11 protein-coding genes and 1 tRNA gene are annotated in these 11,340 nt (G+C 62.5%); 3 read left to right on the top strand and 9 right to left on the bottom strand.

All coding sequences use genetic code 11. The annotated features are described in order from the left end of the window. Positions 1 to 72: 72 nt before the first annotated feature. Positions 73 to 1,059 carry a TAXI family TRAP transporter solute-binding subunit gene (locus HEP69_RS10915; protein ID WP_290558555.1) on the top strand — a complete coding sequence of 329 codons (987 nt, stop codon included), beginning with the start codon at positions 73 to 75 and terminating at the stop codon, positions 1,057 to 1,059. Positions 1,060 to 1,181: 122 nt separating this feature from the next. Next, the gene (locus HEP69_RS10910) at positions 1,182 to 3,410 is read left to right on the top strand and encodes a TRAP transporter fused permease subunit (RefSeq protein WP_290558554.1); all 2,229 of its coding nucleotides are present in this window, start codon (positions 1,182 to 1,184) and stop codon (positions 3,408 to 3,410) included. 9 nt (positions 3,411 to 3,419) lie between these two features. Here the strand turns inward: HEP69_RS10910 and HEP69_RS10905 are convergent, their stop codons facing one another. The 7 genes from HEP69_RS10905 to HEP69_RS10875 all read right to left on the bottom strand — a co-directional run bounded on the left by HEP69_RS10905 (position 3,420) and on the right by HEP69_RS10875 (position 9,978). Then, positions 3,420 to 4,352 carry an AEC family transporter gene (locus HEP69_RS10905; RefSeq protein WP_290558553.1) on the bottom strand — a complete coding sequence of 311 codons (933 nt, stop codon included), beginning with the start codon at positions 4,350 to 4,352 and terminating at the stop codon, positions 3,420 to 3,422. A 78-nt stretch (positions 4,353 to 4,430) separates the two neighbouring features. Then, the gene (locus HEP69_RS10900) at positions 4,431 to 5,231 is read right to left on the bottom strand and encodes an MBL fold metallo-hydrolase (protein ID WP_290558552.1); all 801 of its coding nucleotides are present in this window, start codon (positions 5,229 to 5,231) and stop codon (positions 4,431 to 4,433) included. Then, positions 5,228 to 6,043 carry a TatD family hydrolase gene (locus tag HEP69_RS10895; protein WP_290558551.1) on the bottom strand — a complete coding sequence of 272 codons (816 nt, stop codon included), beginning with the start codon at positions 6,041 to 6,043 and terminating at the stop codon, positions 5,228 to 5,230. Before HEP69_RS10895 ends, HEP69_RS10900 begins: the two co-directional genes overlap by 4 nt. Beyond that, positions 6,040 to 7,176 (bottom strand): DNA polymerase III subunit delta', encoded by a 1,137-nt coding sequence (locus HEP69_RS10890; RefSeq protein ID WP_290558550.1) that lies wholly within the window; start codon positions 7,174 to 7,176, stop codon positions 6,040 to 6,042. The genes HEP69_RS10895 and HEP69_RS10890 overlap by 4 nt, the downstream gene beginning before the upstream one ends. Positions 7,177 to 7,215: 39 nt before the next feature. Further along, a complete protein-coding gene (gene tmk, locus HEP69_RS10885) occupies positions 7,216 to 7,848 on the bottom strand; it encodes a dTMP kinase (protein ID WP_290558549.1) in 633 nt (210 codons plus the stop codon). Next, on the bottom strand, positions 7,845 to 8,990 hold the full coding sequence (locus HEP69_RS10880; protein WP_290558671.1) for a D-alanyl-D-alanine carboxypeptidase family protein: 1,146 nt from the start codon (positions 8,988 to 8,990) through the stop codon (positions 7,845 to 7,847). Before HEP69_RS10880 ends, tmk begins: the two co-directional genes overlap by 4 nt. 64 nt (positions 8,991 to 9,054) lie before the next feature. Next, entirely contained in the window at positions 9,055 to 9,978 is a 924-nt protein-coding gene (locus HEP69_RS10875; RefSeq protein WP_290558548.1) for an SPOR domain-containing protein, read from the bottom strand. A 231-nt stretch (positions 9,979 to 10,209) separates the two neighbouring features. Here HEP69_RS10875 and HEP69_RS10870 point away from each other — a divergent pair. Continuing rightward, positions 10,210 to 10,299, top strand: a tRNA-Ser gene (locus tag HEP69_RS10870). A gap of 406 nt (positions 10,300 to 10,705) precedes the next feature. Here the strand turns inward: HEP69_RS10870 and HEP69_RS10865 are convergent. Together HEP69_RS10865 and HEP69_RS10860 are read right to left on the bottom strand one after the other, a co-directional pair. Next, positions 10,706 to 11,143, bottom strand: coding sequence for a type I restriction-modification system subunit M N-terminal domain-containing protein (locus tag HEP69_RS10865; RefSeq protein ID WP_290558670.1), 438 nt, complete (start codon positions 11,141 to 11,143; stop codon positions 10,706 to 10,708). Further along, a partial coding sequence (locus HEP69_RS10860; RefSeq protein WP_290558547.1) for a transposase occupies positions 11,140 to 11,340 on the bottom strand: 201 nt, incomplete at its 5' end. The genes HEP69_RS10865 and HEP69_RS10860, both read right to left, overlap by 4 nt.

The raw sequence follows: 11,340 nt of genomic DNA, 5'->3' as shown, positions 1-11,340 counted from the left end.
TTTCCGGCAGGAGTTTGGAGGGTGCAAATCGGCCTGCCAAGAAGGCCTTGAAAGAATAGTGGAGGAACACCAATGAAACTAGCCGCGATTATCGCAACAACCGCTCTGACGGCCACAAGCGCATTTGCGGATGCGCATGCGGACCGTGCCGGTTGGCCGGAAAGCTTTACCGTCGGGACCGCCTCGCAGGGTGGGACATATTTCGCCTATGGCTCGGGCTGGGCCAACCTTGTCGCCGAAGAGCTGGGTCTGACCGGCGGCGGTGAAGTGACCGGCGGGCCAATGCAGAACATGGCACTGGTTCATACCGGTGATGCGCAGTTCGGCATGACCACGATGGGGCCGGCGGCGGAATCCATTGCCGGAACCAACCCCATTGCCCCGGGGTTGCAGATGACCAATGCCTGCGCGATGTTCCCGATGTACCAAACACCGTTTTCGGTGACCGCACTGGCATCCTCGGGGATCGCGTCCATCGCCGACATCCCGGACGGGGCGCGCATCGGATTTGGCCCTGCGGGTTCAACCTCGGACACGTATTTTCCGCGGATGATGGATGAGCTGGGCGTCAATTACGAGCGCCGAAATGGCGGCTGGAGCGATCTGGGCGGACAGCTGCAGGACGGTTTGTTGGACGTCATCGCCTTTGCCGCCGGTGTGCCGGTCCCGGCCGTGAGCCAGCTCGAGGTGCAGACGGATGTCAACATCATCGAGTTCTCGCAAGAAGAGCAGGCACAGATCCTTGAGGCGTTCCCGGTATCTCAGTTCGAGATCGCGGCAGACACCTATACCACGCTGGAGGCTCCGGCGCGGTCGGTGTCGATGTGGAACTTTGCCATTGCCAACTGCGATCTGCCCGAAAGCTTTGTCAAAGCTGTGGTCGATGTGGTGATGTCCGACAATGAACGGATGGTGAATATCCACCGCGCGGCACGTTCGACTTTGCCCGAGAACTGGGACAAGAACGATGGCGTGATCGACTGGCATCCGGGCGCGGCGGCCTGGTTCATGGAAAATGCCGGGGCCGATATCCCGGCCGATCAGATCCACGGGAACTGACGCACTCTTCCGGCAGGGGCTGCGCCATCCGCGCGACCCCTGCCGCCTTCCATTGCTTTCGCAGATTTCAAGACATGCGCCTCAGCCCGTCCAGGGCCATTTGACCCCAGAGGAGCCGATACATGGCAACCGGACCGCAGACAGACGACCTGACAGATGGGCCGGTTCTGGCCGATGGCGTGGATGACGAGCCCGTCGAAGGCAATCGCCGCCTTTTCGAGGGAAAGACCTATCTTGCGATTGCGGCGCTGTCGGCCTTTTACGCGGTGTTTCACATGGCGGCGCTGAACGGATGGTCGATCCGGGGCTGGACCGGAATCGACCTTCCGGGACTACCGGTCTTTCCGATGGAGACCTGGAATTTCCGTATCGTCCATATTGCAGGCGCGTTGATCCTGGGCTTTGTCCTATATTCCGCGCGCGGGTTCACCGATCAGGAGCGGGGTCGGCGGCATCCACTTGATCTGCTGGCCTATCTGGCGCTCGGCCCGGCGCTTTATGCCTGTTACACGGCGCTGGGCTTTGCGTCGCAGATCGCGGGCGGTGTGATGTGGAACGGCATCGACGCGGCGATCCGGACGGCCGAGATTTATCACTATGGGTATCCGTTGCTGATCGCGACGGGCCTGGGCATTGTGATCGGCTGGGCGCGCCCGCATAGCCGCGCGTCGATTGCGCCCGCGGACCTGGTTCTGGCGGTTTGCGGCATTGCCGTGGCAATCTATCTGATCACGATCTTCGGCACCTTGATGCGCAATTCCACCGGGACGCCCTTTGCGCCCATCGGGATGAGCCTGGCCGCCGTGGCGGGCACCGCGCTGATCATGGAGATGACGCGCCGCGTCGCGGGGCTGGCGTTGATCATCATCGCGGGTGTGTTCCTGCTCTATGTCTTTGTGGGCGACCTGCTGCCGGGATTTTTGAACGCGCCGGATATCACCTGGCAGCGGTTCTTCAGCCAAGTCTATACCGATGCGGGGATCCTGGGGCCGACCACGGCTGTCTCCTCGACCTATATCATTCTCTTTATCATCTTTGCGGCGTTCCTTCAGGCGTCCAAGGTGGGTGACTATTTCGTGAATTTCGCCTTTGCGGCGGCCGGGCGCGCGCGCGGCGGCCCGGCGAAAGTGGCGATCTTTGCCTCTGGCCTGATGGGGATGATCAACGGCACCTCGGCGGGCAATGTGGTGGCCACAGGCTCTCTCACCATCCCGCTGATGAAAAAAGTGGGATACAACGCCCGTACCGCCGGAGCGATCGAGGCGGGCGCCTCCACAGGTGGGCAGATCATGCCGCCGATTATGGGAGCCGGCGCCTTTATCATGGCCGAGATCACCGGCATTCCCTATACCGAGATCGCGATCGCCGCGATCATCCCGGCGGTTCTTTATTTCGTGTCGATCTATTTCATGGTCGATTTCGAGGCCGCCAAGCTGGGCATGCGCGGCATGCGCGAAGATGAACTGCCGAAATTCCGCGACATGGTGCGCCGGGTGTTTCTGTTCCTGCCAATCATCATTCTGATCGCGGCGCTATTCATGGGGTATTCGGTGATCCGGGCGGGTACGCTGGCCACCGCGGCGGCGGCTGTGGTGAGTTGGTTCACACCCTACCGGATGGGCATCCGGTCGGTCGTCAAGGCGTTCGAGCTGGCAGGTATCATGTCGATCCAGATCATCGCGGTCTGTGCCTGTGCGGGCATCATCGTGGGCGTAATCTCTCTGACGGGCGTGGGTGCGCGGTTCTCGTCGGTCCTTCTCGACATCGCGGCGGCAAACCAGTTGATCGCACTTTTCTTTGCGATGTGTATCTCGATCCTGCTGGGCATGGGCATGCCCACCACGGCGGCCTATGCTGTAGCGGCCTCGGTTGTCGCACCTGGTTTGATCCAGTTGGGCATTCCGATGCTGACCGCGCATTTCTTTGTCTTCTATTTTGCCGTGGTTTCGGCCATCACGCCGCCCGTGGCGCTGGCAAGCTATGCGGCGGCAGGGATCTCGGGATCGAACCCGATGGCCACCTCGGTCGCGTCCTTCAAGATCGGGATTTCGGCGTTTATCGTGCCGTTCATGTTCTTTTACAACTCCGCGATCCTGATGGATGGCACCTGGTTCGAGGTGACGCGCGCGGGGGCAACGGCTGTCTTCGGGGTGTTTCTGCTGTCATCGGGGGTTCAGGGCTGGTGGGTCGGCAGTCGCGCCTCCTGGCTGATGCGCGGGGCACTGATCGTCACAGCGCTTTTCATGATCGAAGGCGGCATGATCTCGGATCTGATCGGCATCGGCGGCGCGGTGGCCCTGTTCCTGCTTGCGCGCGTGATGGGCGGTCGGGCAGCCACTCCATCGGTCTGAGCGAGCGGGTTATCCCAGCACGGTCAGCCAGATCCAGGTGGTGATCAGGGACGCGCCTGTCGCGATCAGTACCGAGGAGGCGGCAACCCGTTTGGCACGCCCATACATGTTGGCAAAGATATAGGCGTTAAAGCCGGGCGCCATCGCCGCTGTCAGAACACCGGACCGAAACAGGTCCTGTGGCAGAGACAGCGACTTGCCCAAGGCCCAAGTGATTGCGGGATGGATCATCAGCGCGATGAGGCAAACCATGCCGATTGCGCGCAAGTCCCCCTCGGGTCGGTATTGCACCAACACCCCACCCAGAGCAAAGAGCGCACCCGGCAGGGCCGCCGCGATGATCAGCGACAGCGCGTCGTCAACCGGGCCTGGCAAGGTCCAGCCGGTGATGTTGAACAAGAACCCCAGACTTATCCCCAAGATCAGTGTGTTGGAAAACATCGCCTTGGTCACGGCTTTGATCAGTGCGCCGCCGCTCTTGCCGCGATTGCGCACAACCTCCATCGTGGTGATGCCCAGCCCGTAGCAAAACGGCGAATGCAGGGCGATGATCGCATAGTTGCCGACCAGGCTGTCCGCGCCATAGGCGCGCTCGGTGATGGGCAGGCCCAGAAGGACCGAGTTGGAAAAGAGGCAGCAAAACCCGATGGCGACGCTGTCCTCCCAATCACGTTTGAACAAAACCCGTGCGCCTGTGATACCCAGGGCAAACGCAATCCCGGCCCCGGAATAGAATGAGATCAGAAGGTCAGGATTGAAACTGGCCGACAGATCCAGATTGGCGATCGCCGCAAAGAGCAGGCAGGGGATTGCGAACCATTGCGTGAATTTCATGATCCCGTCGATATGGGAGGGTGTGAACCATCCCGCGCGGGTCACCGCATAACCGGACCCGATCACCAGAAAAACCGGCAAGATGACGTCGATCAGTGTTTGCAGCATGAGCGAGGCACCTGGTTGGCCGGATCACGTCTTGGGCGCTGGATTTGGGAGTATTTGGGACCGAAGATAGACAGAGCCTCAGATATCCATCTCAATCACCATGCCGTCATAGGCGGGCTCGATATGATCGGGTGTCTCTTGCTTCAGCGTCGCATAGTCCAGGTCGACATGCATGTTTGTCAGGATCGCGCGGGTGGGTTTGACCTGCTCGATCCAGCCCAAGGTCTTGTCGAGATGCGCATGGGTCGGGTGGGGTGTGCGGCGCAGCGCGTCCACCACCCAGATATCGAGATCGTCGAGAACCGGCCAGACATCATCGGGAATGTCGGCCACATCGGGCAGATAGGCCAGGCCGCCGATCCGAAACCCGAGCGCTTCGATACTGCCGTGATTGACCTCGAACGGTTCGAACGGGATCGCGCCGCCGGGTCCATCCACCTCGAACGCGCCCGAGATTGTCTTCATATCCAGGATGGGCGGGTAGGGGGAGCCTTCGGGTTGCACGAAGGCATATCCAAACCGCGCGAACAACGCGTTTTGCGTGTCGCCATCGGCCCAGACCGGAATGCGGGCACGCATGTTGTAGACGATCATGCGCAGATCATCGATGCCATGCACGTGATCGGCATGGCTGTGGGTATAAACCACGGCATCCAGCCGCCCCGTGCCCGTCGTCAGCAATTGCGACCGCAGATCAGGGGAGGTGTCGATCAAAACACTGGTCGTCCCAGCAGGCCCGTCGCGTTCAACCAACATCGAACAGCGCTGGCGGCGGTTCTTGGGGTTATCGGGATCGCAGTCGCCCCATTGCCCGCCCAGGCGCGGGACCCCGCCCGAGGATCCGCAGCCCAGGATGGTAAAGCGCATGCGCCCGCTCATGCGGCGGCTCTCCAACTGGCGGCCTTGGAAAAGAGGCTGTCGAAATTTGCCTCGGTTTGGGCGGCGAAGTCAGCGTAATCCATCCCGAACAGCTCTGCGCCCACACGCGCTGTATGGGCCACATAAGCAGGCTCGTTGCGTTTGCCGCGATAGGGCGGCGGAGCGAGATAGGGCGCGTCGGTCTCAACCAGAATGCGCTCGACGGGGGCGGCGGCAAAGATATCGCGCAGCTCCTGACTGCGCGGAAAGGCAGCGATGCCCGACATCGACAGGTAAAAGCCCAGATCTAGGGAGGCCTTGGCCAGCCCGGCGCCAGACGAAAAGCAATGCATGACGCAGCAATAGGCACCGTTGCGGTATTCCTCGGTCAGGATGCGCGTCATATCCTCGTCCGCCGCGCGGGCGTGAATGATCAGGGGCAGACCGGTTTCGCGCGCCGCTGCGATGTGGATCCGCAGGGAGGTTTGCTGGATTTCCGCACTGTCGGATGTGTAGTGATAATCGAGCCCCGTTTCGCCGATCCCCACCATCTTGGGGTGGCGGGTCAGCGCGATCAGCTCCTCCACGGTTGCCAGCGGTTCATCCGCGGCACTCATCGGATGGGTGCCTGCGGCATAAAACACGGGTGCGTGCGTCTCGGCGATGGCGCGAATCTGCGGCTCCAGCCGCAGCTTTGTGCAGATGGTCACCATGCGGCTCACGCCGGCCTCGGCGGCGCGCGTCAGGACATCGTTCATCTGTCCGTCGAAATCTGGGAAGTCGAGGTGACAGTGGCTGTCGGTGATTTGTGGGATCTGGGGGGTCTGCGTCATGAGGATGCGGGTTGGGCCGTCTTTGCGATGCTGAAGATCGTATCTAGGACAAGGGCGGCGGGGTCAAGGTTGACCGCCAGGCCATGACGTGCGCGTGCGCTGATATGTGCCGCGGTATCGGCCCAGGCGCGCGCGGACCGGGCATCCGGCGCCAGACGTGCGAACGTGTCAACCTCGCCCGGAGCGGCCTCGGGCAGGGGCTGGCCCGTGGCACCGGTGCGCGCCAACCGGGTCAGGGCCAGATCCAGAAGATCAAAGAGCAACGCAAGACGCTCGGCATTGCGCGCGCCCGCGACGCTGTCGGCCAGGCTGCGCGCGCGGGCGCGGTCAAACCGGGGCAGGGTTGCAAGAAGCGTGATCAGATCTGCATAAAGCGAAAGCCCATCCAGCACCAACAGGCGCAACGCCGTCCCGACAGAGCCGCCCGACAGCTCGGCCAGAGCTTGCGCGGCAGTCCCTTCGACCGCAGGGCTGCCGGCCTCTTGCAGCGCCTGAGCCATATCGACCGGCGACAGCGCGCTAAGCCGCAAGGTGCGACAGCGCGAGCGGATGGTGGGCAGCAGGCGTGCGGGTTGATGCACGATCAATAGCAGAACGGCATCCCGGGGCGGCTCTTCCAGCATCTTCAAGAGCGCATTGGCGGCTTGTGTATTCATCTCGTCCGCGGCGTCGACAATGACCACCCGCCGCCCGCCTTCGGTGGCCGACAACCCGAAAAAGCTGTTGAGCGCGCGGATATCGGTCGCGCGGATCATATCGCTCAGCTTGCCCGTATCGGTGAGCGAGCGGGTCACCGTTTTTAGCCCCGGCTCGGCCCCGGCCAGAATGTGGCGTGCCACCGGATGCTCGGGGTCGATCTCCAGAGTGCCGGGCGGCGGCGGGGCGCCAAAAAGCCCGTCGTCGTCGACCGGGGGCGTGGCCAGCAGAAACCGCGCGATCCGGTAGGCGAGTGTTGCCTTGCCGACCCCGCGCGGGCCGGTCAGCATCCAGCCGTGATGCATGCGGCCCGAATTGAAGGCCTGTAGAAACTCGACCTCCGCCGCGGCCTGACCCAGAAGGCGCGCGGTTTCGCGGGGATGCGGGGCGCCGGGGGTCTGGTCCGGGCGGGGGCCATCTGTGTCGGAGGGACTCATGCCAAGCGGTGTATCAGCCCGGACCGGCGTCGGAAACCATCAGCGCGCGGCCAATGCGCGTGCCACCACGTCACGGACATCCGCCGCGACCGTATCAATGCCTTGGGCGCCATCGATGATGTGAAACCGGTCGGCGAATTCGCGGGCCAGCTCCAGAAACCCGGCGCGCATCCGCACCTGCATCTCTTCGCCGAATTCCTCGAACCGCTCCTCGGTCCCGCGCCGCGACAATGCGCGACCCAGGCCGACATCCGGTTCCATGTCGATGAGCAGCGTCATGTCCGGCTCCCGCCCGATCATCAGGTCGTGCAACTGATCCACCAGACCGCGCAGATCGCCCCGGCTGAGCCCCTGATACATCCGTGTGGAATCGGCAAAGCGGTCGCAGATCACGATCTGACCGCGGGCAAGGGCTGGCGCGATCAGGCGCTCCAGATGATCGCGCCGCGCGGCGGTGAAAAGCAGGATCTCGGTCTCTGCCGACCACCGGTCAGGGTCCCCCTCAAGAACAAGAGAGCGGATTTCCTCGGCCCCGGGCGATCCGCCGGGCTCCCGTGTCAGAATGACGTCATGACCCTCATCCTGCAAATGCGCGGCTAGCAGGCGCGCCTGCGTGGATTTGCCGGAACCGTCGATGCCTTCAAAGGTGATGAAAAGCCCGGGCCCGGTCACATCGCGGTCTCGGGACCTTCGGCGATCTGCCGTAAAAGAACATTGGCCGCTGTGGTCACGCGCACCATGAAGCCGCCGCGCGGGATGCTGCGTTCAGCCACGAGCGGCACGCGCACCTGGGGCAGATCCTGAGGGGTGAAAACAAGCTCAGCCAGCACTTGCCCCGCTTCGATCGGAGCCTGAATGGGGCCGCGATAGATCACCTCGGCCTCAACCGCGTCTGCACCCATCACCGGGATCAGGGTCGAGATCGTCTCGGCGGCCACCAGCCCTACCGTCGGCTCGGCTCCCATCCAGACCTCGGCCTGGGCAAGCTGGGTTCCGGCCTGGGCAAGGTCACGCTGGGTAAATTGGCGAAACGACCAGTTGACTATCGCCTCTGCCTCCTCGGCTCTCTGGCGGGCGGTGTCGATGCCCGAAATAACAAAGATCACCCGACGCTCGCCTTGCTTGGCCGAGCCAACCAGACCGAAGCCTGCCTCCTGCGTGTGGCCGGTTTTCAGGCCATCGGCGCCGATCCCCAATCCCAAAAGCGGGTTGCGGTTGCGGGTGTTCTGCGGGGCGCGCCCGTCAAAGGCAAACTCGGCCTCGTTAAAAAGCGGGTAGAACTCGGGGAAATCAGTAATCAGGCGATCCGCGAGAATGGCCAGATCGCGCATCGACATGCGATGCCCGGCCTGCGGCCAGCCCGAGGCGTTCATGAAGGTCGAGTTCTCCATCCCCAGACTGCGCGCCCGTTCGGTCATCATCCGGGCAAACCCCGCCTCTGTCCCGTCGGGGCTGAGCGCCTCGGCGACCACCACACAGGCATCGTTGCCCGACATTACGATCATGCCACGCAAGAGGTCCTCGACGCTGACCCGGTCGGTGGTGTCGAGAAACATGGTCGATCCGCCAAACGACATCGCATGTTCCGAGACCGGCAACCGTTCGTCGAGATTCAGTCGACCATCGCGGACCGCTTCGAATGTCATATAGAGCGTCATCAGCTTGGACATCGAGGCGGGTGGTAATGGTTCTTCGGCGTTCTTGGACAACAGCACCGTGCCCGTGGTCTGGTCCATCACGAAGGCTGATGTCGCACGCGTATCAAACGCCGCAGCAGGCAGGGCCAGCCCAAGCGCAAGCGCGGCTGCGGCCATGGGGCGGATGAAAGCGGGAATGAATGGTCTCACGGTACGGGATCCCCCCGGTCTTGATACTGGGTTAGTTGCTGACGGCATAGGCGTCGGAAAAACCGACGCCCTTGACCGTGTTCAGAAGGGTCGCGCGTTCCGAGCTGGTGCGCGCGGGCCCCACGACGACCCGCCAGAACGGTTTGCCATTCGCGGTCTGGGCAAAGACGGTCGGCACCATGCCCGCACCGCGCATCATGTCTGCCGTGCGGTTTGCATTGGCCTCGACACTGAAGATACCGATTTGGATATAGGGCTTGCCCAGGGAGGAGCGGCTTGGCGCCGGTTGTGGCGCGGGAGCCGCAGGTGCAGCGCTGCTTGTGGCGGCAGAGGCCAGTGTCGCGCCGGTTGCGCTGACGGCCGCCGCTGTGGCAACCGTCTCTTGGTCCAGTGCAGCACCGGCTGCCGCAATCGGGTCCAGCGTCTGTTCGGTGATCTCTTCGGCCGTCTCGACGTGGTCCACGGTTTCGGGCTCTTGTGCCTCTTCCACGGCCTCGCGCCGCAGCGCGGTGACGTTCAGTTGCACCGGGGATCCGGCCAGCATCCCCAACGCTGCCGCCGCGTCAGAGGATGTCTGCACACGCGGTCCGGGAATGTCACGCTCGCGCCTGAACAGCGCGCCGATGACGAACTTCCCGTTCGCGGCGTTGCGGATGATCACACGTTCAGGTTCGCTGACATCGGGATGGGCGACCCAGACACCACCCAGAGACGGACGCCCGTCCCAAAGCCCTGCCTCGGTCACCTGGAAGACCTCTGGCGCTTCCACATCACGCTCGATCAGGGTCGTCGCCGCCGGGGCCGCTGCCGAAGAGACTTCGTTTGCGTCGCGGTCGCCGGGCTGGAGAAAGGCAAGCTGGCTCGGCATCTCGTCACAGCCTGCCAGCAAGACAAGCGCCAATCCCAGGCCCGCTATGCGAATGGATAAGCCTGCCCCCACGCGATGATCCGTCATAGGTCTGTGCCCCTTGCCTGTTGGTGCGGCGCATTTTAGCGCTCTGTTTCCCGCGCGGCAGCAGTCCGGCGGATCCTGCCATCTATTGGGACGAAACAATAGCGTGTGCTGGACGATATGGAAAGGTCTGGCTTGGCCAGTCGGCAAGTTTTCCCTTCCGCGCCGGTGGCCATTTTCCCTTGCTCAGCACGCGTGCTGGCCCTAAACCACCCGGGCGCGGCACCCGCAACCGGGGAGGTGGCAGAGTGGTCGAATGCGGCGGTCTTGAAAACCGTTGGGCGTGAGAGCGTCCCCAGGGTTCGAATCCCTGTCTCCCCGCCACTTGCCCTCGCGAAAGCGTTCTCCCGATCCGGCTGAGGCCGGATTTTTCCGTTGTATTCGGGGGTTATGCGGGCGGGGCTGAGCACCGGCCCCTGCGCCATGAGGCCCGAAAGCGGTCTCTCCGGGCCGATATTCTCCGGACCTCATGACTGCGCCGATTTGGTGAATAGGTTGCAAGTCCCTGATTTGAAATTATTTTTTCTATGCGCAACTGAACACTTCGACGGCGGTCGTGCTCTAAAGATGGAACACAGATCGAACCAGCACTGGTCAACTGTATCGGTGGAAACTAGGCCGCTTCAGTCATGGCGCATCGCTTTCTGCATTCCCCATGAACATGAGAAACAAAGGCCATCAAGGGTGTTGTAGTCTTCCGGATCACACTCGGTTTCGCATAGATCGCAGATCAACCGGTCCTCGTTGCAAAAGACGCATTTGCGATCCCAGCGACTCCAAGACTCTCGGTCGCAGATCGGACAAGTCGTGACCGAAGGCAGTCGGCGGCCCCGAAAACGCGGAAGAGCGTGTCTGGGTTGGCCCGCTCGATCTCCTGCATGGCGCGGTGAAGCGCGGCACCAACGTTCGTCGCGGTTTCGCGAACATCATTCCAATGGCAACCTTCGGGAACGACGAAACGGTGGATCTCGGGGAACAGCGAAGGATCCGCCTCGCCATAGATCTCCTGCGCTTCGGCAGTCTCTTCATCCCAAACATCGGAAATGCGTTTGAAGAACAGGAGCGGCAGGATATAGCCCTTCCAATCGGTCCGATCGACTGCCGAGCCCCGCAGAGTGTTGGCTCCGTCCCACAGGGCGGATTTGACTTCACTAGGGTCAGGACTCATAACCAGTAAATGACCAATGCTGCGAGGGCGATTGCTGAGAGGAAGACCTTCGGGCATCTGTCGTATCGTGTTGCCACGCGCCGCCAATCCTTGAGCCTGCCAAACATGATCTCGATCCGGTTGCGCCGTTTGTAGCGGCGCTTCTGTCGTTTCACCGCCCTCTTGCTTTGCTTCTGCCCGGGTACCGGGGGGCGACC

It is taken from the genome of Aestuariivita sp., assembly GCF_021404545.1.
GTDB lineage: Bacteria > Pseudomonadota > Alphaproteobacteria > Rhodobacterales > Rhodobacteraceae > Aestuariivita.
The sequence above is the reverse complement of the archived record's forward strand: the minus strand, read 5'-3'. Positions and strand labels throughout refer to the sequence as shown.

Excerpts from the sequence above, each read along its gene's own strand:
- HEP69_RS10875 (WP_290558548.1), bottom strand. The coding sequence starts at position 9,978 with ATGACGGATCATCGCGTGGGGGCAGGCTTATCCATTCGCATAGCGGGC.
- HEP69_RS10905 (WP_290558553.1), bottom strand. The coding sequence starts at position 4,352 with ATGCTGCAAACACTGATCGACGTCATCTTGCCGGTTTTTCTGGTGATC.
- HEP69_RS10880 (WP_290558671.1), bottom strand. The coding sequence starts at position 8,990 with ATGGCCGCAGCCGCGCTTGCGCTTGGGCTGGCCCTGCCTGCTGCGGCG.
- HEP69_RS10865 (WP_290558670.1), bottom strand. The coding sequence starts at position 11,143 with ATGAGTCCTGACCCTAGTGAAGTCAAATCCGCCCTGTGGGACGGAGCC.
- HEP69_RS10895 (WP_290558551.1), bottom strand. The coding sequence starts at position 6,043 with ATGACGCAGACCCCCCAGATCCCACAAATCACCGACAGCCACTGTCAC.
- HEP69_RS10915 (WP_290558555.1), top strand. The coding sequence starts at position 73 with ATGAAACTAGCCGCGATTATCGCAACAACCGCTCTGACGGCCACAAGC.
- HEP69_RS10890 (WP_290558550.1), bottom strand. The coding sequence starts at position 7,176 with ATGAGTCCCTCCGACACAGATGGCCCCCGCCCGGACCAGACCCCCGGC.
- HEP69_RS10900 (WP_290558552.1), bottom strand. The coding sequence starts at position 5,231 with ATGAGCGGGCGCATGCGCTTTACCATCCTGGGCTGCGGATCCTCGGGC.
- HEP69_RS10910 (WP_290558554.1), top strand. The coding sequence starts at position 1,182 with ATGGCAACCGGACCGCAGACAGACGACCTGACAGATGGGCCGGTTCTG.